Here is a 24394-nt window from a genome sequence, read left to right as displayed (position 1 = left end):
TCGGTGTGGTGGGCGATACTGGGATCGAACCAGTGACCTCCTCGGTGTGAACGAGGCGCTCTACCGCTGAGCCAATCGCCCGGGGCGTCGTGTGGACGCAGTAAAGGATATTACCAGCACCGCGCTCGGGTTCTGCACACCGCGAGCGTGATCCGGACCGCAGTTGCCGCGCGTGCTACGGATCGATCTGCTGAACCGAGCGAGCGGTGAACTCCCGCCCGAGCATCGATGTGGCCGGGCCGGGGTGGAGTTCCCGTCGGTCCACCGCCACGACCGGCACCAAGCCTCGCGTGGAGGACGTCAGAGCCGCATGCTGCGCCTCGTGCAGCGCCGAGAGCGGCAACGTCTCCTCGCGCACCTCGATGCCGTAATCCCCGGCCCACTCCAGCACCAACGCTCGGGTGATCCCGGCCAGGCAGCCCGACTCCAACCGCGGGGTGATCAGCACCCCGTCGGACTCGAGGAAGATGTTCGTACCGGTGCCCTCGCACAACTCTCCCCGGGTATTGGCGAAGATCGCCTCCCCATCGCCCTGCTCGGCGGCGTAGGCGAGCGCGCGGGCGTTCTCGGCGTAGGACGTGGTCTTCAGCCCGGCGACGGCGGAGCGTTCGTTGCGGGTCCACGGCACCACCCGTACCCGCACGGGCCCGGGAGCCTTGCCGGGGGCAGCGGCGACCACCAGCGTGCCGGGGGTCTCCAAACGCTCCGAACCTAGCGGCCCGGGCCCGTCGGTCCAGGTGATCCGCAGCCGGCCCAACTCCTCCTCGCCCCGGGTGCGCCGCCACTCCTGGGCGACTGCCTCCACGGCCTCGCGCACCTGCTGCTCCTGCGGCGCCTTCAGACCCAACCCGGTGGCCGAACGGTGGAGCCTGTGCAGGTGCCGAGTCAGGGCGAAGACCTGTCCCTGGCGGAGCTCGCAGGTCTCGAACACCCCGTCACCCACGGTCAGTCCGTGGTCGAGGGCGTCAACGAGGCCGGCGCTGGAGGGGCGGATGGATCCGTCGAACCACACGATCATGGTCACCACTCTGCCAGAGGTGGTGGCGGCGCACCGCCACCCCGCTCCTCCCCGGTGGCCGCCACCCCGTACCCGGCGGCCGCCACCGTCTCGTCCCCGCGCTGGGGTCAGGACGAGGCCAGGCCCACCAATCGCGCGGCCTTGAGCTCGGTCTCGGCCCACTCTCCCTGCGGGTCCGACCCGTAGGTGATCCCAGCCCCGGTGCCGAAGCGCAGGATGCCCGACTCCCACCAGAAGGTCCGGATGCCCACCGCCAGGCACGCGGTGCCCGCATCGGCGTCGATCCAGCCGATCTGCCCGCAGTAGGGTCCGCGACGGGCCGGTTCCAGTTCCCCGATGATCTCCAGCGCGGCCGCCTTCGGCGCACCGGAGACCGATCCGGGGGGCTGGGTCGCCGCGAGCAGGTCCGACCAGCCGGCACCGCCGACGCTCAGATCCGTGGCCGAGAGCCGGCCCTGGACCCGGGACACCAGGTGCACCAGGCCCGGATGGTGTTCCAGTGCGAGCAGGTCGGTGACCGCCACCGTTCCCGGATCGCACACCTGGTGCAGGTCGTTGCGCACCAGGTCGGTGATCATCAGGTTCTCCGCGCGATCCTTCGCCGCGAGGAGTTCCGGCGCGGGTGCGGTGCCCTTGATCGGACCGGAGGTGACCATCCCCGCAGAGACTCCGAGACCCAGCTCCGGGGACGCGGTGACCACCCACGCGGGCGGAAGGCCCACTGCGCCGTCGGCGCCCGCACCGCCCGGGACGTCGATGTAGCCGGCGTACGGCGCAGGGTTGCCCTCGGCGAGCATCGCGGCCAGGGCGCCGGCGTCGGGACGTGCTGCCATGGAGGCTGCGAGTATCCGGCAGATGTTCGCCTGGTAGACCGCGCCGTCCCGGATGTAGCGACGCACCCGGACCACCGCATCCACATAGTTCTGCTGTGACATTGATGACACCCAGGACGACCCCGCCGGGCCGTGCCAGGCACCCGCGTCCGCCGTATCACCGTCGTCGGCCTCGCGAGCCCGGGCCGGCTCGCCGGAGCGGGCATGCCCGGGGGGTGCGTCCCGCCGCACATCGGCGAAGCGCCAGGCGTGCCAGGGCCCGTCGAACTCTGCCACCACGGCCCACCAGCCCCCACCGGCCAGGGCGCGGGCATCGGTGCGAAGATCGGCGTAGTCGACGGCCCGCCGAGCCACCACCCCGGCGAATTCCGCCCGACCGTGATTCATGCCTCAACCGTAACGGCGAGCCCGGTTGGACTCAGCCGAGGCCGGTGGGTTAAAGTTCTGGACGCACGCACAAGCGTGGCACGCGGACGTGGCTCAGTTGGTAGAGCATCACCTTGCCAAGGTGAGGGTCGCGGGTTCGAGTCCCGTCGTCCGCTCGGTGGCCCGGCCCACACGGGACTCATCGGGTCCCAGAAGCAGCACTGGTGGGTTGGCCGAGAGGCGAGGCAGCGGCCTGCAAAGCCGTATACACGGGTTCGAATCCCGTACCCACCTCACGGGCGATTGGCGCAGCGGTAGCGCGCTTCCCTGACACGGAAGAGGTCACTGGTTCGATCCCAGTATCGCCCACCAACGCACATCCGCACTCGACCAGCGGATGGGGCGTTCGGTGTACGCATTCCCAGATCCGCGCGCACCCATGCACTGGAGGACATGTGGCGACCACTACTCGGCGGCGCCCGTCGGGCCGTATCCGACCCGACGAGGACGCACCCCTGCTGCCGATCCTGGCGCGCCGCGTTCGGGAGGTGGAGGCCAAGGCCGCCAAGAGCGGCCGGGTGGGTCCGACCAACCGCACCAAGTTCCAGGTGATCGCCCTGTTGGTGCGCGAGGAACGCGCCCGGATCAAGGCCGATGAGGACCTCTCCTCAGCCACCCGCACCGAGTTGCTCAAGCGGCTGGATGGGGTGGCCACCATCCTGGCCCGCACCGCCGCCCAGGACACCAGCCTGCTGAATGTCCTCAAGGACGACGCCACCCCCTCCCCGGCCGCCCAGCGGATGCGTCGGGACTGGTTGCTGGACTCGGGCAAGGCACTCAGTGCCGACGAGATGGAGATCAAGGCCCCGCAGGTCCCCGAGCGGGAGACCGTGCCGGCCCAACTGGCGGAGAAGCAGGTGGTGCCGGCCTCGGTGAAGGCCCGGATCAGGGCGAACCCGTTCCTGGCCCCGGACCTGCAGCAGTTGCGCGCCGACTCCAGCCCCGGGTACCTGTCCGGATGGGACCTGATGGATCCCCTGTACCGGGCCTTCGAGCAGGGCTCCGGGGGCGGGGTGGCCACCATGGACCTGCCGCCGATGCCTCGTTTCGACCGGTTCTCCCCGCCCGGGATGGAACTGATGCCGCACCAGATCCGGCTCCTGGAGGCGGTGCGTCGCGGGCACCGCTCGTTCCTGCTCGCCGACGAGCCGGGGCTGGGTAAGACCGCCCAGTCGGTGCTGGCCGCCTCCGTCGCGGACACCTATCCGATGCTGGCGGTGGTGCCCAACGTGGTGAAGATCAACTGGGCGCGGGAGGTGCAGCGGTGGACGCCGCAGCGCCGGGTCACGGTGATCCACGGCGACGGTGATGACATGGACGCCTTCGCCGACGTGTTCGTGGTCAACTACACGGTGCTGGACCGGCACCTGTCCTGGTTGTCCACCCTCGGCTTCCGCTCGATGGTGGTCGATGAGGCCCACTTCATCAAGAACCTGTCCTCCCAGCGTTCCCAGCATGTGCTCAACCTGTCCCGCCAGATCCGCGCCGGCACGCCCGGCGGCAAGCCGCTGATGATGGCGCTGACCGGTACCCCGTTGATCAACGACGTGGAGGACTTCAACGCGATCTGGCAGTTCCTGGGCTGGACCGACGGGCAACAGCCCTGCACCGAGTTGATGCAGGGCCTCGAGACCACCGGGCTCACCCCGGCCGACCGGGCGTTCTACCCAGCGGCCCGCGCCGCGGTCATCGATCTGGGCATCGTGCGCCGCACCAAGTCCGAGGTGGCCAAGGACCTGCCGGCCAAGCGCGTGGCCGACCTACCGGTGGAGCTGGACGATGAGATCGGACGTTCGATCCGAGCCGCCGAGGCCGAGGTAGGCCGCCGACTGGCCGCCCAGTACCGCCGGCTGGAGGCGGCCCAGGAGGTCTCCTACGTCCCGCCCGGTCAGCTCGACGTGGCCCTGCTGCGCAAGGTGGCCCTGGCCGAACTGGAATCCTCCCGGAACGCCAAGAGCGGCGACAACGTGTTCACCATGGTGCGCAGGATCGGCCAGGCCAAGTCCGCCCTGGCCGCCGATTACACCGCCCAGCTGGTGCGCTCGGTGGGCAAGGTGGTCTTCTTCGCCAAGCACATCGACGTCATGGATACCGCCGAGGACATGCTCGCCGAGGCCGGCCTGCGCACCGTGTCGGTGCGTGGGGACCAGTCGGCCAAGGCCCGCCAGAACGCCATCGACGCCTTCCAGAACGACCCGGAGGTGTCGGTGGCGGTGTGCTCGCTGACAGCCGCGGGCGTCGGGCTGAATCTGCACGCGGCCTCCAACGTGGTGTTGGCAGAACTGTCCTGGACGGCAGCCGAGCAGGAGCAGGCGATCGACCGGGTGCACCGGATCGGCCAGGACGACTCGGTGACCGCCTGGCGGATCCTGGCCGCGCACACCATCGACACCAAGATCGCCGAACTGATCGACGCCAAGGCCGGTCTGGCCGCCCGGGCACTCGATGGCGCCGACGTCGAGGTCGGCACCGGTGACTCGGTGCAGCTCGACGCCCTGGTCCACCTGATGCGGGGCGCGCTCGAGGGATGAGCGTGAGACGCTAGTCCTCATGCAAACCTGGCCCGGCCGTCCCTATCCACTGGGCGCCACATATGACGGCTCCGGAACGAACTTCGCGATCTTCTCCGGAGCCGCCGAGCGAGTTGAGTTATGCCTGCTGGACGACGACGGCGCCGAGGAACGTATCGAGGTCACCGAGGTCGATGCGTTCGTGTGGCACGTCTATCTGCCCTCGGTGCGACCCGGGCAACGGTACGGATACCGGGTGCACGGGCCGCACGACCCCGACGCCGGGCACCGGTGCAACCCGGCGAAACTTCTGCTGGACCCCTACGCCTACGCCATCGACGGGCAGATCGACGGGAACGAGGCGCTGTTCTCCTACACCTTCGCCCAGGGTGAAGGTGGAGAACTCAGCACCAAGGACTCGGCCCCCCACACGATGACCTCGGTGGTGACCAACCCCTACTTCGACTGGGGCCACGACCGGCCACCCAACCACGAGTACCACGAGAGCGTCATCTACGAGGCGCACGTGCGCGGGCTGACCCGGTTGCATCCGGAGGTACCCGAGGAGATCCGCGGCACCTACGCCGCCCTGGCCCACCCCGCGGTGATCGGGCACCTGCAGGACCTGGGTGTCACCGCGATCGAACTGATGCCGGTGCACCAGTACGTGCAGGACTCCCACCTGCAGGAACAGGGGATGAGCAACTACTGGGGTTACAACACCATCGGCTTCTTCGCCCCGCACAACGCCTACGCGGCCTACGGCAGCCGGGGTGAGCAGGTGCCGGAGTTCAAGTCGATGGTCAAGGCCCTGCACGAGGCAGACATCGAGGTGATCCTGGACGTGGTGTACAACCACACCGCCGAGGGCAACCACCTGGGCCCCACATTGTCCTTCCGCGGGATAGACAACGCCGAGTACTACCGGCTGGTCGATGACGACAAGCGCCACTACTTCGACACCACCGGCACCGGCAACTCCCTGCTGATGCGCTCCCCGCACGTGCTGCAACTCATCATGGACTCGCTGCGGTACTGGGTCACCGAGATGCACGTGGACGGCTTCCGGTTCGACCTGGCCGCCACCCTGGCGCGGCAGTTCCACGAGGTGGACCGCCTCTCCTCCTTCTTCGATCTGGTCCATCAGGACCCGGTGGTCTCCCAGGTCAAGCTCATCGCCGAGCCGTGGGACCTGGGTGAGGGCGGCTACCAGGTGGGTGGGTTCCCGCCGCTGTGGACGGAGTGGAACGGCAAGTACCGCGACACGGTGCGAGACTTCTGGCGCGGCGAGCCGGGCACACTCGGTGAGTTCGCCAGCCGGATCGCCGGTTCCTCCGACCTGTATGAGCACACCGGCCGCACCCCGGTGGCCTCGATCAACTTCGTCACCGCCCACGACGGGTTCACGCTGCGTGACCTGGTCTCCTACAACGACAAGCACAACGACGCCAATGGTGAGGACGGCCAGGACGGCGAGGATCACAACCGGTCCTGGAACAGCGGCGCCGAAGGACCCACCGACGATCCGCAGGTCAACGCCCTGCGGCTGCGTCGGCAGCGCAACTTCCTCACCACCCTGCTGCTGTCCCAGGGGGTGCCGATGATCTCCCACGGCGACGAGATGGGCCGCACCCAGGGCGGGAACAACAACGTCTACGCCCAGGACAACGAGATTGCCTGGATGGACTGGGACCTCGACGAGGAGCAGCGCTCCCTGTTGGAGTACACCTCGCGCTTGATCGCGCTGCGCCAGGACCATCCGGTGCTGCGCCGGCGCCGGTTCTTCGACGGGTCCCACTCGGCCTCCAACGGGCTGCCCGAACTCCCCGACCTGGCGTGGTTCAACCCCTCCGGGGCACCCATGGATCCCGAGGCGTGGGAGGACGAGGATCAGCGTGCGGTCGCGGTGTTCATGAACGGGGAAGCGATCGAGGAGCCCGACGATCGGGGCCGGCGCGTCGTGGACGACTCCTTCCTGATGCTCATCAACTCCGGCAGCGAGGACCTCACCTTCCACCTTCCCGGGCCTGACTACGGCGGCTCCTGGGTGGTGGCGGTCAGCACCGACCCGGAGAGCGACCTCACGCACCTGCACGAACCGGACGCGGCGCTGACGGTGACCTCGCGCTCGATCGTGGTGCTCTCCCGGCCGCCCTCCCAAGGCACCGACGAGGGCGATGACCAGGAACCGACGCGCCACCAGGACCGCTGATGCCGCGCACCCCGATCAGCACCTACCGGCTGCAACTCGGCCCGGACCTGAGTTTCGATGACGCCGCCGTCAGGCTCGACTACCTGAGTTCCCTGGGCGTCACCGACCTGTACCTCTCCCCGATCCTGACCGCCGCACCCGGCTCCACCCACGGCTACGACGTCGTCGACCACTCCCGGATCTCCCCTGCTCTGGGCGGGCGGGACGGATTCGAACGACTGGTCGCCGCCGCCCGCGCCCGCGAGATGGGCATCGTGGTGGACGTGGTGCCCAACCACATGGCCGCCCCCACCCCTGCGAGTGAGAACACGGCGCTGTGGTCGATGCTCACCTACGGGCCGGACTCGGACTACGCCGACTGGTTCGACGTGGACTGGGCCGAGGACGGCCAGGTCCTGATGCCGGTGCTCGGGCGGCGGTTGGGGGCGGCGATGGCGGCCGGGGAACTCACCGTGGCCCATGTGGACGAACCCGAGCACGGCCTGGACGGCACGAGCCCGGTGCTGTGCTACTACGAACACCGCTTCCCACTGCGTCCGGGCACCGAGCACCTGCCGCTGGCGGAACTGCTCGAACGCCAGCACTACCGGCTGGCGTACTGGCGGGTGGCCGATGAGGAACTGAACTACCGACGCTTCTTCGATGTGGGAACCCTGCTGGCGGTGCGGGTGGAACGACCGGCTGTCTTCGAGGCCACCCACGCCCTGCTGCTGGAGTTGATCGAACAGGGCTTGATCGACGGACTACGGATCGACCACCCGGACGGGCTGGCCGATCCGCGTGGGTACTTCCGGCGCCTGCACGAGGCCACCGGTGGTCGGTGGAGCGTGGCTGAGAAGATCCTGGAACCGCACGAGACCATCCCCGCCGATTGGCCCACGGCCGGGACCACCGGGTACGACGCTTCGTGGCGGATCGGGCAGGTGCTCATCGACCCGGCCGGCTCTGCCCCGCTGGGCGCGCTGATGCACGAACTCACCGGCGATACCCTCGGCTTGCTCCCGGAACTGATCGCGGACGCCAAACGCGAGATCGTCACCACCTCCCTGCGCGCCGAGGTGGGCCGCCTGGCCGGGGTGATCTCGGAGATCTGCCACGACGACGTTCGGCTGCGCGATCACACCCGGGCCGCGATCACCGACTGTCTCACCGAGCTGGTGGTGGCCGCAGACCGGTACCGGGCCTACGTGGTGCCGGGCGAGCCGGCCCCCGCCGCCGCCCAGGCGGTGGTGGCCCAGTGGGCCGAGCAGGCCGCGACCCGGCTGTCCCCGGAACGGCTGGAGACCCTCGACGTCGTCACCGACCTGGTGCTGGGACGCGAAACCGGCAGCGCCGGACGACGCCACGAGGCCCGCCGCGGTGAGGTGATCACACGATTCCAGCAGGTGTGTGGAGCGGTGACCGCCAAGGGTGTGGAGGACACCGCCTTCTACCGGTGGACGCACCTGACCAGCCTGTGCGAGGTCGGTGGCGCCCCCGGCACCTTCTCGGTGGGGTCGGACGAACTGCACGCGTGGGCCGGTGCCATCCAGACCGCACGGCCGGCCTCGATGACCGCCGGATCCACCCATGACAACAAGCGCGGGGAGGACGTGCGGGCCCGCATCGGGGTGATCTCCGAGCACGCCGAGGCGTGGATCCACCTGGTGCACCAGCTGCGTGAGGTCACCGCCCCGGTCCGACCGGACCTGCACGGACGCACCGAGAATCTGACCTGGCAGACCCTGGCCGGCACCTGGACCGACAAGGGCCCGATCAACGCCTCCCGGCTGGGCGACTACCTGATCAAGGCGGCCCGGGAGGCCAAGGACTGGACCACCTGGACCTCCGTGGACGCCGAGGGCGAGCAGGCCCTGGCCGACTTCGCCGAGCACCTGGTGACCGACCCGGCAGTGCACGAACTGATGCAGGCCTGGGTGGCCCGCACCACCGAATCGGTGCGGGTGGCCACCCTGGCCACCAAGGCCCTGCAACTGACGGTGCCCGGCGTGGCGGATGTGTACCAGGGCAGCGAGACCACCCGGGTTGCCCTGGTGGATCCGGACAACCGCGGCCCCGTGGATCACCACGCACTCACCGAGATGCTCGCCCGGCTGGACTCCGGGGCCGGACCCTCCGGGCCGGCGGAGGAGAAACTGCGCCTGGTCGCCGCGGTACTGCGACTGCGCCGGCGCCGTCCCGAGGTCTTCGTCGGCGCCCGCGCCGGCTATCAACCACTGGCGACCTCCACCGGCCACGCGATCGCGTTCGCCCGCTCCGCCGACGAGCGACCACAGGCGGTTACGATCGCGACCCGGCTGCCGGTTGCCCTGGGCCGCCTGGGTGGGTGGGGTGAGCACACCGTGGTGTTGCCGCCGGGCCACTGGCGTGACGTGATCAGCGGCGCCGAGCACCCCGGGGGCGCCCAACCGGTGGGCGAGGTGCTGCGACACGGCCCGGTCGCCATCCTGGAGGTGGCCGACCGGCCCGCGGACCAGGAGGAGAGTTGAGCGTCCCCGCCCGAGTCTGGGCCCCGAACGCCGAACGGGTTGAGATCGACCTGCCCGGCCCCGGTGCCCGTGCGCCGATGCATCCCGGGGGCGAGGGCTGGTGGGCCAGCGACCCGGTACTGGAGGCGGGCACCGACTACGCCTTCAGCCTCGACGGCGGCCCGCTGCGCCCCGATCCCCGCTCGCCGTGGCAGCCCCAGGGCGTGCACGCCCACTCACGCTGGTACCACCCGGCCGACTTCGACTGGACCGACCAGGGGTGGGCCGGCAAGGACGTGCACGGCGCGGTGATCTACGAACTGCACATCGGCACCTTCACCCCGGGCGGGACACTGGACGCCGCGATCGAACGGCTGGACCACCTGGTGGCCCTGGGTGTGGACATCGTGGAGCTGATGCCGGTCGCGGCCTTCCCGGGTGAACGCGGCTGGGGGTATGACGGCGTCGGGCTGTACGCCGTGCAGCACTCCTACGGTGGACCGGCCGGGCTTGCCAGGTTCGTCGACGCCGCCCACAACGCGGGGCTGGGCGTGGCGCTGGACGTCGTCTTCAACCACCTGGGGCCCTCCGGTAACTACCTGGGCGAGTTCGGCCCCTACTTCACCGACCGCCACCACACGCCCTGGGGCGCGGCGGTCAACCTCGACGGCCCCGACTGCGCACCGGTGCGCGCCTTCATCATCGAGTGCGCCCTGCGGTGGCTGGATGACTTCCACATCGACGCACTGCGCCTGGACGCGGTGCACGAACTGAAGGACGACTCCGGTGAGCACCTGCTCGCCGAACTGTCTCGCGCGGTGGCGGACCTGAGCAGCCGGGTCGGCCGGCCCCTGGGGCTGATCGCGGAGTCGGACCTCAACGACGCCGCGATGGTCGCCCCCGTCACCGCGGGCGGGCGCGGCATGGACGCGCAGTGGGCCGACGACGTCCACCACGCGATCCACGCCTACCTCACCGGAGAGCGGCACGGGTACTACGCCGACTTCGGCGACGCCGCCACCTTGGCGAAGGCGCTCACGCGGGTGTTCGTGCACGACGGCACCTACTCATCCTTCCGCGGCCGCCACTGGGGTGCACCGGTGCCGCCCGAGGTCAGCGGGCATGCCTTCGTGGCCTCCCTCAACACCCACGACCAGGTCGGCAACCGGGGCCTGGGCGACCGTCCCAGTGCCACCCTGAGCCCCGGGCGACTGGCGATCGGGGCGGCGCTCCTGCTGGCCGGCCCCTACACCCCGATGCTGTTCATGGGCGAGGAGTGGGGTGCCACCACCCCCTGGCTCTTCTTCACCGACCACGCCGAGGAGGAGTTGGCCGAGGCGATCCGTGCGGGCCGCCAGGCCGAGTTCGGCGATCACGGATGGGCCCGGCTCTACGGCCGTGCCGACCTGACGGTGCCCGACCCCCAGGATCGGCGTACGTTCACCGCCTCGGTGCTGGACTGGTCCGAACCCGCCGGGGCAGACCACGCCCGGCTGCTCGCCTTCTACACCGACCTGGTCGCGCTACGCCGAGACCACCCGGACCTGGCCGGAGGCGACCGCACCGTGACCACGGTGGACTTCGACGACGACGCCGGCTGGTTGACGATGCGGCGCGGCTCCTCCGTCGTCGCGCTCAACACCGGCACCGCCCAGCAGGTCCCGCTTCCCGCCGGCACCGGGCGTGGTGTGCTGGCCGCCTGGGATCCGGACGGTACCTTCCTGACCGACGACGGCGCCCGGGTGCACCTGGGTGCGGATTGCGTCGTCGTCCTCGGCTGAGCCCTTCCGTCCGCTCACGGCCCTGCTGGGCGGATCCCTTCGGCAGGACCGGCCCCGGCCAGGACCGGTACCGTGGCGGAATGAGCAGCGTCTTCACCAAGATCATCGACGGGCAGATCCCGGGCCGGTTCGTCTGGTCCGATCCGGAGTGCGTGGCGTTCCTGACCGTGGAGCCCCTACGGCCCGGGCACACCATGGTGGTTCCCCGTGCCGAGATCGATCACTGGCTGGACGTACCCGACGACCTGGCCCAGCACCTGTTCACCGTGGCCCGGCACATCGGCCGGGCGCAGCGGAACGCGTTCGACCCGCGCCGGGTGGGCCTGCTCGTGGAGGGCTACGGGGTGGCGCACGTGCACCTGCACGTCTGGCCGAGCGTCTCCCCCGAGGACTTCGACCCGGGCAACGCCGAGCGCGACCCGGACCCGGCCGCCATGGACGCAGCCGCCGAACAGCTGCGGTCCCGGTTACGCGCCCACGGCCACGGCGAGTTCGTCCCGCAGGGGTGAGGTCACCTCCCGGTGGAGATGACCGGGGTGCGGGTCAGCCCGCGGGGCGGCGGAGCATGCGGACCTCGGTCATGCCGTCCCGGCGCTCCCGGCTGGCGCCGTCGGTGGTGAACCCCTGGCGGCGGTAGAACGCCACCGCGCGGTCGTTGCCACGGGCCACCCACAGGTAGGCCTCCCGGTCCCCCAGCCCCCTGCGCATCATCTCCTGCGCCAGTCCGGTCCCGTGGTGTTCGGGAAGCAGGTTCAGCGCCCACACCTGACGGGGGGCCGGGGCCTCGTCCTCGCGCGGATCACCGACGCTGATGAACCCCACCGGCACTCCCCCGTGCCTGGCGATCAGGATCTGCTCCCCGCCCGGGAGCGGTTCGTCCTGGGCCAGGAGTCGGGCACGCTCGGTCCAGGGGTGCACGAACGCCTCCGGCCTCAGTCGTGCCAGCGACTGTGCGGTCATCAACCCCGCGTAGGTGCTCTGCCAGGTACGGCGGTGCGCGGCCGCCAGTTCCTCCACCTCGGCCGGGCGCAACGGGCCGATCTCGTAGTCGCCCCAGGTGGTGGTGGCGGCCCGCTCCCCGGCGGCCGCCCCGGGATCACTCATCGAGCAGCTCCTCGACCCTGGTCACCTTGCCGGTCAACTCCCCTCGACGTCCCGGGCGCAGATCCGCCTTGAGCACCAGTGAGATCCGGTCGGAGTGGGCGGCGACGGCGTCACAGGCGGCCTTGATCACCGGCATGACCTCCTCCCACTCCCCCTCGATGGTGGTGAACATCGACGTCAGTTCATGCGGCAGCCCGCTGTCGCGGACCACCCGGACGGCGTCGGCCACCGCGGCGCTGACCGAGCCGTCCGGTGCGTCGGTGGTGGCTGGTGCGATCGAGAAGGCGAACAACATGCAGCCACGGTACTGCGGTGGCAACGTGCCGTCCCGTCCGTAGACTCGGAGCCATGCCAAGCACCGCCGTCCTGACCGCGCAAGCCCTGCGACCCCGGGATGTGCACCGGATCCTGCAACTGCACGCCGGAACCGAGCAGATGCAGTACCTGGTGCTGGTCCCCGTGGGGTCCGATGCCTCCACGGTGACCGAGGTGATCAACCATCTGAGCCTGGGAGACCTGCGCGAGGCATGGGACAGGATCACCGGCACCGAGGACGCCGGGGCGGACCGGGCGGCGGCCAGGGACGCGTTGGCCTCCTCCCTGGACCTGTTCGAACAGGCCGGGGCGACCGCCACCGGGGCACTGACGAGCGCCGATCCGATGGCCCAGCTGACAGCCGCCGCACGGGATCGCAGCATCACCGAGGTGATCGTGGTGACCGAGCCCCAGGCGGTGCAGGAGATCTTCAGTTCCGACTGGGCCAGTACGGCCAAGGACACGCTCGAGGTGCCGGTGCTGCACTTCTACTCCGGTACCGACCACGTCGGCTGACGGTCGCGGACACCGGGCCGCAGACTCTCAGACCCCCGGATGGTGCCGGGCCAGTTTCCGGGCGTAGTTCACCATCGCCATCGCGACGTAGAGCAGCCGCCGGGGGTGACGCTCGGCCCGGTAGTACAGCGGGTTCGTCACCGCCCCGCTGCGCCGTATCCGGTTCACCTGCCCGCGCCCGGGCGCGGGCAGGTAGCGGCGCAGCACCGGCCAGGGCACCACGGCGAAGAGGTGTTGGGCCGTCGCCACCGGAATGGGTTCGCCGCCGCCGGCCTGCGCCGTCATCTGGCGCACCGGGCCCGCGCGCTCATCCTCGCCCGGACCGAGGCCCAGGAAGGCCTGGCCGTACATGGCTGCGACGTTGTACCCGGAGGCGGTCACCGCGTACCCGCTGCGACCCACCCGTGGGTTGATCTCCAGCAGCTGGTAGTGCCCCTCCGGGCTCCGCTTCAGATCCGCGTTGGCGAATCCCCGCCATCCGATGGCCTGCAGCAGGTTCACCACCTGTGCCACCGCTCGGGCCTGAGCGCCCACCGGGTCTCCGGTGAGTTGTGCCACGGAGTTGCCGACCGCGCTGGGCGCATGTTCCTCCAGCAGCACCTGACCGAACTGGGCCAGGCGCACCCGCCCACCGGGATCGATGAAGACGTTCACGGCCGCCATCGCACTGTCCGGACCGTCGATGTACTCCTGCACCAGCATCGGCACCGCCACCCCGGCGGTGGCCATCGTGTGCCACAGTGCGCGCAGGTGCCCGGCGTCGGCGACGGTGTGCACCTTCGCCTTGCCCGGGTAGTCCACGCCCTTTGCAGCGGCGGTGCTGGCGGGTTTGACCACGACCGGGAAGTCCAGATCCCCGCCCGGTGGCTCCTCCTCGGCGGGCACACCCCGGGCGGTGCGGGGATGGGGCACGCCGGTCTCCTCGGCCATGGCCATCAGCACCGCCTTGTCCGCGACCTGCTCCAGCAGGTGGGCTCCGGGGTAGGGCACGACCGCGCCGGCGTCCTCGAGCCGGTCCCGGACCGCCACGATCGCGGTCACCAGCCAGTCCGCGCTGCCCAGCACCAGGTGGGTGGAATCCGGTTGCTCGGCCATCACCTCCAGGATCGTCTGGGCCAGGGTGTCGGTGTTGCTCAACCCGGCGCGGATCCGCAGGTCCACGATCGCGCTGTGGGCGACCGCGCCCACCTGCACCCCGGCCAGCACCACGCTGGAGACGCCATAGGCCTCATGGAAGGCCCTCGCGGTGGCATAGGCACCGATATCACCACCCACCAGGATGGGCCGGACCGCTGGGGCGCCCGGCGTATCGGAGGGTCGGGAGTCCTTGGTGCGCACCTGGCTACGTTACCCAACGGGCGGTGTCGTCGGGAGCGGCGCGCCCTACCGGCGCCACGTGCCACCCGGCATAACCTGGACGGGTGAACGCACCAGGTCCGGTCGCGCCCGAGGAGTTCGAGGCGGCGCTGTTGAGTCTGCGTGGGCACCGGCTGCGCCCGGAACTGCGCCTGGAGGAGGTGCCTCCGCCCACGCGGATCGCTCCCTATGCCCTCGCCCTGACCGGTGAGATCAACCCGAGCACCGACCCGGATGACTTCCTGGGCAACGGCCGCTTCGTGGTCCTGTACGACCCGGAGGGTCAGGAGGCCTGGAACGGCACCTTCCGGGTGATCGTCATGGCCAGGGCCCGCCTGGAGGACGAACTGGGCGCCGATGCGATGCTCGGGGAGGTCGGTTGGAGCTGGCTCACCGACGCCCTGGCCACCGAGGAGGCGGGTTACCACTCCCTGTCCGGTACTGTCACCCGGGTGCTCTCGGAGACCTTCGGGGGCTTGGAACTGCGGGGAGGCGAGGTGGAGATCGAGGTGCGTGCATCCTGGACACCCACCAGCACCGACCTGGCCCCGCACCTGCGCGCCTGGGCGCTCCTGGCCTGCCAGGCGGCCGGGCTGCCTCCGATGCCGGATAACGTCTCATCGCTGAACCGGCGCCGATGAACCAGCCGCAGCCCCTCACCGAGCCGTCCGGCGGCGTACCCGAGGTGGTCGCCACCGACGCGCAGTTGCGCGAGGTCATCAAGCGTCTGGCGCAGGGAACCGGACCCGTCGCCATCGATGCCGAGCGGGCTTCGGGGTACCGGTACGGTCAGCGCGCCTATCTGGTCCAGGTGCGCCGGGCCGGCGCCGGCACCGCCCTGATCGACCCGCTCGGGGTGCCCGACCTGGGCGAGTTGTCACGGGCCCTCGGCGGTACCGAGTGGGTGCTGCACGCCGCGAACCAGGACCTGCCGAGCCTGGCCGAGGTCGCCCTTCGCCCCGATTCGCTCTTCGACACCGAACTGGCGGGCCGACTGCTGGGACGGGCCCGGGTGGGCCTGGGTACCATGGTGGAGGCCGAACTCGGCCTTTCCATGGCCAAGGAGCATTCCGCAGCCGACTGGTCCACCCGTCCGCTTCCGCACGACTGGTTGCGCTACGCGGCTCTCGACGTGGAAGTGCTCATCGAGTTGCGCCAGATCCTGTCCCGCCAGTTGGACGAGGCGGGCAAGTTGGAGTGGGCCCTGGAGGAGTTCGAGTACGTCCGCACCGCGCCCCCGCCTCCCCCGAGGGTGGACCCCTGGCGGCGCACCTCCGGGACCCACCAGATCCGGGACCGGCGCGGTCTGGCGGTGGTCCGGGAGTTGTGGATCGCTCGTGATGCCGCGGCCGCGCAGGCCGACCTGGCGCCGGGCCGGGTGCTGCCGGACCGAGCGATCATCGCCGCCGCCCAGGCGCTGCCGAAGAACACCGATGACCTTCTGGCACTGCGTCCGTTCACCAACCGTGGTGCGCGCCGCCGGCTGCGCACCTGGGCGGGCGCCATCGAGACGGCTCTGGAACTGCCCGAGAACGAACTTCCCGCGCACCGGGCCCCGCACTCCCCCGACGCCCTGCCCCAGCCACGCTCGTGGAAGGACCGCAACCCCGAGGCCGCCGTCCGGCTCGATGCGGTGCGGCCCACGATCCGGGCCCTGGCGGACGAACTGGAACTTCCGCAGGAGAACCTGCTCTCCCCCGATACCCAGCGCCGCATTGCCTGGCGACCGCCGTCGTCGGCCACCGAGGAACTCGTCGCCCAGGCACTCCGCGACCTGGGTGCCCGACGCTGGCAGGTGGAGCAGGTCACCGAGCGCCTCACCCAGGCGCTGGCCACCGGAACGCCGGTCGGGGTGCCCGAGGTCGCTGACACCGCGGACGAGGCCACCGAAACGGCGGGCAAGGTCACCGAAACAGCAGGCGAGAACGCCTCCTGAGCGCTACCGCGCCGTCGTGAGATAAGGTGCGCATCAGTATCTAGTACTGACAGTCTCCCGCTTTGGAGGTAGACGATGACGTTGCACGGTCGTGATGTCGTCCTGGTCGATGCCGCGCGGTCCCCGTTCGGGCGTGCCCGCGAGGACGGCCTGTACGCCCACACCCGCGCCGATGACCTCGCGGTGGCGGTGGTGCGGGACCTACTGCGCCGCAACGCGGAGCTGCCGCCGGAGCGTCTCGGGGAGGTGGCCTTCGCCGCAACCACCCAGTCCGGGGACCAGGGCCTGACCCTGGGCCGGACCGTAGGCTTGCTCGCCGGGCTGCCCCAGCACGTGCCCGGGTACGCGATCGACCGGATGTGTGCCGGGGCGATGACCGCGGTCACCCAGGTGGCGGCCTCGATCGCCGTGGGGGCGATCGATGCGGCCCTGGCCGGTGGGGTGGAGCACATGGGCCGCCACCCCCTCGGCGGCGACGCGGACCCGAATCCGCGCTTCATGACCGAGCGACTGGTCTCCTCCGACGCCCTGGTGATGGGTGCCACCGCCGAGAACCTGCACGACCGCTACCCCGAACTGACCAGGGAGCGTGCCGACGCCTACGGCGCCGCCTCCCAGGCCAAGTACGCCCAGGCGCTCGCCGACGGGCACATCGGGGCCGATCTGGTGCCGATCGGGATTCCCGACCCCGAACGCGGGTGGGGTCTGGCCACTGCGGACGAACCCCCGCGCCCGGGCACCACCGTGGCCGCAATGGCAGACCTGCGCACCCCGTTCCGTCCCGGCGGACGCGTGACGGCGGCCACCTCCTCCCCGTTGACCGATGGCGCCACCGGGGCGGTGCTGATGGCCGCTGACACCGCAGCCGAACTGGGCCTGGCGCCACGGATGCGGATGGTCTCCTACGCCTATGCCGGCGTTGCCCCGGAGGTGATGGGAGTGGGCCCGGTGCCCGCGACGCAGCGTGCCCTCGAACTGGCCGGGCTGAGCATCGAGGACATCGGCCTGTTCGAGATCAACGAGGCGTTCGCCGTGCAGGTGCTGGCCTTCCTGGATGCCTTCGGGATCGACGACGACGACCCCCGCGTGAACCCTTACGGCGGTGCGATCGCCGTGGGTCACCCGTTGGCGGCTTCCGGAGTGCGCCTGATGGCCCAGCTGGCCCGGGCCTTCGAAACCCGCCCCGAGGTGCGCTACGGCATCACCACCATGTGTGTCGGTCTCGGCCAGGGCGGCACCGTGATCTGGGAGAACCCCCACCACATCGAGGAGAGCCGATGAGCGAACGCATCACCCGCGCCCTGGTGCGCGACATCGAACTGGAGGGTGTGGGCACCCTGGCCCTGGTCACCCTGGACAACCAGGCCGGTCCCACCAAGCCGAACACGCTCGGGCCCGGCGGGATGGCCGAACTGCGCACCGCGCTGGAGGGCATCACCGCCCGGGCCCGTGCGGGCGAGATCGTGGCGGCTGCGGTGACCGGCAAGATGTTCCACTTCGCCGCGGGTGCCGACCTGCACGGCGCCGCCGCCATCACCACCGAGGCCGATGCGCGCGGTATCGCCGAGACCGGGCACGAGGTGTACGCCCTGCTCACCGACATGCCGGTGCCCACGTTCGCCTACATCGGTGGCGCCGCCCTGGGTGGCGGGCTGGAACTGGCGCTGCACGCCACCTACCGCACGGTGGCCGCGCCGGTGCGCAACATCGGGCTCCCGGAGACCTTCCTGGGCCTGATCCCCGGATGGGGTGGCACGTTCCTGGTGCCGCACCTGGTGGGGATCGAGAACGCGGTGAAGGTGATCATCGAGAACCCGCTTCGCAACAACCGTCAGCTCGATGCCACCCAGGCGGTGCAGATGGGGCTGGCTGATGCGGTGCTGGACTCGGCGGACTTCCTGGCCCAGTCCCTGCGCTGGAGCGCGGCGATCCTGCGCGAGGAGGTACAGGTGAACCGGCCCGACCCGGTGGACCCGCAGGTGTGGCAGCAGGTGATCGAGGGCGCCAGGGCCAAAGTGGACCAGCGTCTGCACGGCGCCGCACCGGCCCCCTATCGGGCCCTGGACCTGCTCGAGGTGGCGTCCCGGGGTGACCGGGAGGTCTCCTATGAAGCCGAGAACGACGCACTAGCCGAACTCATCCTGTCGCCGGAGTTCTCCGCCGGGGTGTACGCCTTCGGGCTGACCACCGGACGGGCGAAGAAACCTGCCGGTGCACCCGATTCCGCACTGGCCCGCCCGGTGCGTTCGGTCGGACTCGCCGGTGCCGGGTTGATGGCCAGCCAGTTGGCGCTGTTGTTCGCCCGACGGATGAAGGTGCCGGTGGTCATGCGGGACCTGGACGACGAGCGTGCTCAGCGGGGCCTGTCGTTCGTGCACGCCGAGGTTGACAAACTCGCCGAGTCCGGACGTATCGGCGCCGATGAGGCCAACCGGCTGCGCTCGGCGGTCACCGTCACCACCGACCTGGCCGACCTGGCCGGGAAGGACCTGGTGATCGAGGCGGTCTTCGAGGAGTTGCAGGTGAAGAAGACGGTGTTCGCCGAACTCGAGCAGGTCATCGCCCCCGAAACGATCCTGGCGACGAACACCTCCGCGCTGTCGGTGACGGCGATGGCCGCCGGCCTGAACCATCCGGAGCGGGTGGTGGGCCTGCACTTCTTCAACCCGGTCGCGCAGATGCCGCTGGTGGAGGTCGTGCGTGCGGAGCAGACCGATGACGCCGCCTACGCGACCGCGTTCGCGGTTGCCAAGGAGTGCCGCAAGACGGCGATCGCGGTGGCCGACGCCCCCGGGTTCGTGGTCAACCGGTTGCTGGTGCGGTTGCTCGGTGAAGTCCTCGGCTCACTGGAGGACGGTACCGGCGTGCAGGTGGCCGATGCGGCGCTGCGTCCCCTCGGGCTGCCGATGGGACCCTTCCAACTGTTGCAGCTCGTGGGTCCGGCGGTGGCCGAACACGTGCTGGACACGCTGCGGGAGCAGCTGGGCGACCGGTACCCCACCTCGCCCGGCCTGCGCCGGATCGTGGAGGACCGCGCTCGCTTCGTGGAGTTCGAGGGCCGGCCCGGCGCCGGTTCCCCGGTGAACATGCAGATCGGCTCCTACTTCGGCTCCCGCGCCGAGCAGGCCGGCGCGCAGAGTGAGACCGAGTTGCTCAACCGGGTGCGCGACGCGCTGGCCCAGGAGGTGGACCTGATGCTCGCCGAGGGCGTCGTGGGAGACAGGGAGGACATCGACCTGGGCATGATCATGGGCGCCGGCTGGCCGTTCCACCTGGGCGGCATCACCCCCTACCTGGCGCGCACGGCCTGACCCCGGGCACCTCCCCAGCCCGGAGCGGCGAAAGTCAGAAAAGACCGGGCTGGGGCGGGGCGTAGGCGGGGTCCACGCCGTCAAAGAGGCTGGAGACGGACTCACCCAGGTGGATGCGATGGATCGCCTCGGCGAACAGTCCCGAGATCGAGCGCACCCGTAACCCCGGCCACCCCTCCGGCGCCGGAACGGTATCAGTGGTGACCACCTCGGAGATCATCGGATGCTGGCTCAGCCGCGGCACAGCCCGGCCGGTGAACAGCCCGTGCGTGCACGCCACCGCGGCCTCGACGCATCCCTCCTCCCGCAGCCGCTCGAGCAGTTCGACGATCGAGCCCCCGGTGGCGATCTCGTCGTCGAGCACGATGGCTCGCTTGCCGGCCACATCTCCCACGATGGCGTCGATCACCACCCGGTCATCGGTCAGGCGCTGCTTACTGCCGGCCGCCACCGGCACCCCGAGCAACCGGGCGAACACAGTGGCGGACTTCGCGTTGCCCAGGTCCGGTGAGACCACCACCGTCTCCTCGGGATTGATCCGATCCCGGAAGTGCTCGGCCAGTACCCCCAGCGCGGTGAGGTGGTCCACCGGAACGGAGAAGAACCCGTGCACCTGGGGTGCGTGCAGGGTCATCGTCAGCACCCGGTTCGCGCCGGCGGTGGTGAGCAGGTCCGCCACCAGGCGCCCACCCAGGGAGATCCGGGAGGCGTCCTTCTTGTCCGAGCGGGCGTAGGCGAAGTGCGGCATGACCGCGGTGATCTGCGCGGCCGAGGCGCCGCGGGCGGCGTCGATCATCAGCAACAGTTCCATCAGGTGCTCCTGGGTGGGCGGCACCAGGGGTTGGATGATGTAGACATCGCGCTGGCGGCAGTTCTCCCCCAGTCGGGCTTCCAGGCAGTCGTTGCTGAATCGTTTGACGCGTGAGGGTGCCACCTCCACACCCAGGTGTGCGCAGATCTGGCCGGCCAACCCCGGATGAGCGCTGCCGCTGAAGACCACGATGTTGCGCATACCCGCCCTAGAGGTTCGATCGAGGTGTGAAGGATCTTCCCGAGCCTAGCGATCCACCGCGGTGCGCGGAAACTGTTCGCGCCCCACCGTTGCCTGGTGGGTCAGTTCCACTGCCACCGAGGCCGCCTGCAACGCGACATCCTGGGCGCGCAGGCCCAGGTCCGCGACCAATTCGGCCCGGGCGGCGTGGCTCAGGAACCGCAGTGGAATCCCGTGCGCCTGCACCGGCATGTGCAGCCCGCGCTCGGCCAGGCGGTCCCGGATCGCCGAGCCGAGACCGTTGCTCACCAGACCGTCCTCGATGGTCACGACCAGGTGGTGGGCGCGGGCAAGTTCCACCAGGTCATCGGGAACCGGCAGCACCCACCTCGGGTCCACCACGGTGGCGCCGATCCCCTGGTCTGCCAACCGCTGCGACACCTCGATAGCGGTGCGTGCGAAAGCGCCGAATCCGGCCACGAGCACCCTGGCCCCGCCGTCACCGGCGGTCCTGGCGAGCACGTCCACCGTGCCCTGCTTGCCGATCTCGGGGATCGCCTCGGGCAGGGCACCCTTGGGGTAACGCAGCACCGTGGGGGCGTCGCGCACGTCGACGGCTTCACGCAGCGCACGCCGCAGAGTGTCCTCATCGCGCGGGGCGGCCAGGCGCAAGCCGGGCACACTGCGCAGCAGTGCCATGTCCCACATACCGTTGTGGCTGGCGCCGTCGTCTCCGGTCAATCCGGCGCGGTCCAGCATGAAGGTCACCCCGGCCTTGTGCAGGGCGACGTCCATCAGCACCTGGTCGAACGCACGGTTGAGGAAGGTGGCGTAGACCGCCACCACCGGATGCATCCCGGCGAACGCCAGCCCGGCGGCGGAGGTCACGGCATGTTGTTCGGCGATGCCGACGTCGAAAACCCGGTCCGGGAACTCCTCGGCCATCGGCGCCAGGCCCACCGGGCCCAGCATGGCCGCGGTGATCCCGACGACGTCGGAGCGCACCCGCGCGATCCTGCAGATCTCATCGGCGAACACCTTGGTCCACCCGAACCGGGAGGCCTGCACCGGTAGCCCGGTCTCGGGGTGGATTACCCCGACGGCGTGGAAACGGTCGGCAGCATCGGTCTCGGCCGGGGCATAACCACGGCCCTTCTGGGTGATGGTGTGCACGATGACGGGCGCACCGAAGTCCTTTGCCGCGCGCAGTGCGCGCTCCAGCGCGTGCACGTCGTGCCCGTCCACCGGGCCGAGGTACTTGATCCCCAGACCCTCGAACCAGCCCGAGGGCCGCAGCACGTCCTTGATGCCCTTCTTCATGCCGTGCAGGGCGTCGTAGGTCAACCGTCCGGGTGCACCGCCACGGTTCAGGGTGCGCTTCCCCCAGCCCAGGATGCGTTCGTAGTTGGGGTCGACGCGCATGGCGTCCAGGTGCCGGGACAGTCCCCCGATCGTGGGTGAGTAGGAGCGCCCGTTGTCATTGACAACGATCACCAGCGGTCGGTCCGGGCCGTCGGCGATGGTGTTCAAGGCCTCCCACGCCATCCCGCCGGTCAGCGCACCGTCACCGATCACGGCGACCACGTGGCGGTCGGTGCGCCCGGCGATGACGTTGCCCTTGGCGATGCCGTCAGCCCAGGAGATCGCGGTGGAGGCGTGGGAGTTCTCCACCACGTCGTGGTCGGACTCCGCCCGCGCGGGGTAGCCGGACAACCCGCCGCGTTTACGCAGCGCGGAGAAATCGGTGCGGCCGGTGAGCAGCTTGTGCACATAGGCCTGGTGGCCGGTGTCGAAGACGATCCGGTCCCGGGGCGACTCGAAGACCCGGTGCAGCGCGATGGTCAACTCCACCACGCCCAGATTCGGACCCAGATGCCCTCCGGTCTTGGACACCTCGGTGACCAGGAAGGTGCGGATCTCCGCGGCGAGGGCGCGCAGCCGCCGTGGACTCAGACCTCGCAGGGACGACGGGGAGGTGATGCGTTGAAGTTCACCCACTCGTTTCTCCTTCCCTACCCCAGCGACGCCGACTGGGGTGTCGTTGGTCCGCAGGGTAGTGGCACGCGTCGGTGCGCGCGCTTCATACTAAGCCACTTACCCTGGAACCATGAGATTCCTGCCCGGACACACCGTGCGTTCCGATCTGACCTACGGCGACGTCTTCCTGGTCCCGACCCGTTCCGACGTGGGCTCCCGGTTCGACGTCGACCTGACCCCGGTCGACCGCGCCGGCACCACGATCCCGGTGGTGGTGGCCAATATGACCGCGGTCAGCGGCCGGCGGATGTCCGAGACCGTCGCCCGACGCGGAGGCGTGGCGATCCTGCCCCAGGACCTGCCGTTGGAGGAGGTGGCACGCACGATCGCCTCGGTGAAGTCCCGGCACCCGGTGCTGGAGTCCCCGGTGGTGCTCTCCCCCACCGACACCGTGCACAACGCGGTCACCTTGATCGACAAGCGCAGCCACGGTGCGGCCGTGGTGCTCGATACCGACGACAGGCCCGTCGGTGTCCTCACCCGCGGGGACTGCCAGGGGGTGGACCAGTTCACGCAGGTGCGCGAGGTGATGACACCCGAACCCACCTGCCTCCCACTGTCGGTGCTCGACGGCGACGACGCGTTGCGGACCGCGTTCGAGACCCAGCACCGCTACCGGCGCCGGTTCTCTCCGGTCATCGACGACGACGGCGCCCTCGTCGGCGTCCTCACCCGCCTCGGAGCGCTGCGATCCTCCATCTACACCCCGGCCACCGACTCCTCGGGCCGGTTGCTCGTAGGGGCTGCGATCGGGGTGAACAGTGACGTCGTCGCGCGGGCCGAGGGGTTGCTGGCGGCGGGCGCGGACATGCTCGTGGTGGACACCGCGCATGGGCACCAGGTGAAGATGCTCACCGCGCTGCGGGCGGTGCGCGGCCTGGATCCTCAGGTGCCGGTGATCGCGGGCAACGTGGTCACCGCCGACGGCGTCAGCGACCTCGTCGAGGCAGGTGCCGACATCGTCAAGGTCGGTGTTGGTCCGGGGGCGATGTGCACCACGAGGATGATGACGGCGGTGGGCAGGCCACAGTTCTCTGCGGTGGCCGAGTGTGCGGAGCGGGCCCGCTCGCTCGGTGCCCACGTGTGGGCCGACGGCGGGGTCCGCTACCCGCGCGACATCGCCCTGGCCCTGGCGGCCGGTGCCAGCCAGGTGATGGTCGGATCCTGGTTCGCCGGTACCCACGAGTCAACGGGCGACCTGCACACCGACACCGATGGGCGCCTGTACAAGGAGTCGTTCGGGATGGCCTCGGCGCGGGCGGTCGCCGCCCGCGCGTCCGCTGCCGCCACCGCGTTCGAGCGGGCCCGCCGGGCCCTGTATGAGGAGGGCATCTCCTCCTCGCGGATGTACCTGGACCCGGACCGCCCGGGGGTGGAGGATCTGCTGGACCACATCACTTCCGGCCTGCGCAGCGCCTGCACGTATGCCGGAGCCACCACGATGGCCGAGTTCGCCGAGCGGGCGGTGGTGGGCCTGCAGTCGGCTGCAGGGTATGAGGAGGGACGTCCGCTGCCGGCGGGATGGTAGCCAGGGCCAACCGCGCTGCGGTGCCACCCCGCGGGTCGGCGATGGCGGCCGG

At 70.3% G+C, this 24394-nt stretch carries 18 protein-coding genes and 4 tRNA genes; 14 read left to right on the top strand and 8 right to left on the bottom strand.

Translation table 11 applies throughout. The annotated features are described in order from the left end of the window. Nucleotides 1-6 precede the first annotated feature (6 nt). From ACPL7H_RS05800 to ACPL7H_RS05790, 3 genes are all read right to left on the bottom strand, one after another. Nucleotides 7-81: transfer RNA gene (locus tag ACPL7H_RS05800), tRNA-Val, on the bottom strand. Nucleotides 82-175: 94 nt separating this feature from the next. After that, nucleotides 176-1018: an aminotransferase class IV gene (locus ACPL7H_RS05795; RefSeq protein ID WP_424796102.1), complete on the bottom strand. Its 843-nt coding sequence runs from the start codon at nt 1016-1018 to the stop codon at nt 176-178. A gap of 107 nt (nt 1019-1125) precedes the next feature. Then, nucleotides 1126-2238: a chorismate-binding protein gene (locus tag ACPL7H_RS05790; protein ID WP_424796101.1), complete on the bottom strand. Its 1113-nt coding sequence runs from the start codon at nt 2236-2238 to the stop codon at nt 1126-1128. 82 nt (nt 2239-2320) lie between these two features. Here ACPL7H_RS05790 and ACPL7H_RS05785 point away from each other — a divergent pair. The 8 genes from ACPL7H_RS05785 to ACPL7H_RS05750 all read left to right on the top strand — a co-directional run bounded on the left by ACPL7H_RS05785 (nt 2321) and on the right by ACPL7H_RS05750 (nt 11757). Further along, a tRNA-Gly gene (locus ACPL7H_RS05785) sits at nt 2321-2393 on the top strand. Nucleotides 2394-2440: 47 nt separating this feature from the next. Continuing rightward, a tRNA-Cys gene (locus ACPL7H_RS05780) sits at nt 2441-2511 on the top strand. A gap of 3 nt (nt 2512-2514) precedes the next feature. Continuing rightward, nucleotides 2515-2589: transfer RNA gene (locus tag ACPL7H_RS05775), tRNA-Val, on the top strand. 83 nt (nt 2590-2672) lie between these two features. After that, complete coding sequence (locus tag ACPL7H_RS05770) at nt 2673-4808, top strand: DEAD/DEAH box helicase (RefSeq protein ID WP_424796100.1); 2136 nt, start codon at nt 2673-2675, stop codon at nt 4806-4808. 19 nt (nt 4809-4827) lie between these two features. Then, nucleotides 4828-6999 (top strand): glycogen debranching protein GlgX, encoded by a 2172-nt coding sequence (gene glgX / locus ACPL7H_RS05765; RefSeq protein WP_424796099.1) that lies wholly within the window; start codon nt 4828-4830, stop codon nt 6997-6999. After that, nucleotides 6999-9488, top strand: coding sequence for a malto-oligosyltrehalose synthase (gene treY, locus ACPL7H_RS05760; RefSeq protein ID WP_424796098.1), 2490 nt, complete (start codon nt 6999-7001; stop codon nt 9486-9488). The genes glgX and treY overlap by 1 nt, the downstream gene beginning before the upstream one ends. Further along, entirely contained in the window at nt 9485-11248 is a 1764-nt protein-coding gene (gene treZ, locus ACPL7H_RS05755) for a malto-oligosyltrehalose trehalohydrolase (RefSeq protein WP_424796097.1), read from the top strand. Before treY ends, treZ begins: the two co-directional genes overlap by 4 nt. A gap of 80 nt (nt 11249-11328) precedes the next feature. After that, a complete protein-coding gene (locus tag ACPL7H_RS05750) occupies nt 11329-11757 on the top strand; it encodes an HIT family protein (protein ID WP_424796096.1) in 429 nt (142 codons plus the stop codon). Nucleotides 11758-11791: 34 nt separating this feature from the next. On the opposite strand, the gene ACPL7H_RS05745 is transcribed toward ACPL7H_RS05750, so the two are convergent. Further along, a complete protein-coding gene (locus ACPL7H_RS05745; RefSeq protein ID WP_424796095.1) occupies nt 11792-12352 on the bottom strand; it encodes a GNAT family N-acetyltransferase in 561 nt (186 codons plus the stop codon). Continuing rightward, nucleotides 12345-12647: a thiamine-binding protein gene (locus ACPL7H_RS05740; protein ID WP_424786026.1), complete on the bottom strand. Its 303-nt coding sequence runs from the start codon at nt 12645-12647 to the stop codon at nt 12345-12347. The genes ACPL7H_RS05745 and ACPL7H_RS05740 overlap by 8 nt, the downstream gene beginning before the upstream one ends. Nucleotides 12648-12700: 53 nt before the next feature. Here ACPL7H_RS05740 and ACPL7H_RS05735 point away from each other — a divergent pair, with 53 nt between their 5' ends. After that, nucleotides 12701-13183 (top strand): hypothetical protein, encoded by a 483-nt coding sequence (locus ACPL7H_RS05735; RefSeq protein ID WP_424786027.1) that lies wholly within the window; start codon nt 12701-12703, stop codon nt 13181-13183. A 27-nt stretch (nt 13184-13210) separates the two neighbouring features. Here the strand turns inward: ACPL7H_RS05735 and ACPL7H_RS05730 are convergent, their stop codons facing one another. Continuing rightward, nucleotides 13211-14521 carry a carboxylate--amine ligase gene (locus ACPL7H_RS05730; protein WP_424796094.1) on the bottom strand — a complete coding sequence of 437 codons (1311 nt, stop codon included), beginning with the start codon at nt 14519-14521 and terminating at the stop codon, nt 13211-13213. Between the two features lie 83 nt (nt 14522-14604). On the opposite strand from ACPL7H_RS05730, the gene ACPL7H_RS05725 reads away from it, so the two are divergent. From ACPL7H_RS05725 to ACPL7H_RS05710, 4 genes are all read left to right on the top strand, one after another. After that, nucleotides 14605-15180, top strand: coding sequence for a DUF3000 domain-containing protein (locus ACPL7H_RS05725; protein ID WP_424796093.1), 576 nt, complete (start codon nt 14605-14607; stop codon nt 15178-15180). Then, nucleotides 15177-16475 carry an HRDC domain-containing protein gene (locus ACPL7H_RS05720; RefSeq protein WP_424796092.1) on the top strand — a complete coding sequence of 433 codons (1299 nt, stop codon included), beginning with the start codon at nt 15177-15179 and terminating at the stop codon, nt 16473-16475. Before ACPL7H_RS05725 ends, ACPL7H_RS05720 begins: the two co-directional genes overlap by 4 nt. A gap of 75 nt (nt 16476-16550) precedes the next feature. Then, a complete protein-coding gene (locus ACPL7H_RS05715; protein WP_424786031.1) occupies nt 16551-17756 on the top strand; it encodes a thiolase family protein in 1206 nt (401 codons plus the stop codon). After that, nucleotides 17753-19786, top strand: coding sequence for a 3-hydroxyacyl-CoA dehydrogenase NAD-binding domain-containing protein (locus ACPL7H_RS05710; RefSeq protein WP_424796091.1), 2034 nt, complete (start codon nt 17753-17755; stop codon nt 19784-19786). Before ACPL7H_RS05715 ends, ACPL7H_RS05710 begins: the two co-directional genes overlap by 4 nt. A gap of 34 nt (nt 19787-19820) precedes the next feature. Here ACPL7H_RS05710 and ACPL7H_RS05705 read toward each other — a convergent pair whose 3' ends face one another. Together ACPL7H_RS05705 and dxs are read right to left on the bottom strand one after the other, a co-directional pair. Further along, nucleotides 19821-20798, bottom strand: a complete 978-nt coding sequence (locus ACPL7H_RS05705; RefSeq protein WP_424786033.1) for a ribose-phosphate diphosphokinase — start codon at nt 20796-20798, stop codon at nt 19821-19823. A 45-nt stretch (nt 20799-20843) separates the two neighbouring features. After that, nucleotides 20844-22775, bottom strand: coding sequence for a 1-deoxy-D-xylulose-5-phosphate synthase (gene dxs / locus ACPL7H_RS05700; protein WP_424796090.1), 1932 nt, complete (start codon nt 22773-22775; stop codon nt 20844-20846). A 109-nt stretch (nt 22776-22884) separates the two neighbouring features. Here dxs and ACPL7H_RS05695 point away from each other — a divergent pair, with 109 nt between their 5' ends. Further along, the gene (locus ACPL7H_RS05695; RefSeq protein ID WP_424796089.1) at nt 22885-24342 is read left to right on the top strand and encodes a GuaB1 family IMP dehydrogenase-related protein; all 1458 of its coding nucleotides are present in this window, start codon (nt 22885-22887) and stop codon (nt 24340-24342) included. Nucleotides 24343-24394: the final 52 nt, after the last annotated feature.

This window comes from Pseudactinotalea sp. Z1732 (genome assembly GCF_049724975.1).
In the GTDB taxonomy this organism is placed as follows: domain Bacteria; phylum Actinomycetota; class Actinomycetes; order Actinomycetales; family Beutenbergiaceae; genus CALKWS01.
This window is presented reverse-complemented; position numbering and strand designations above follow the sequence as displayed.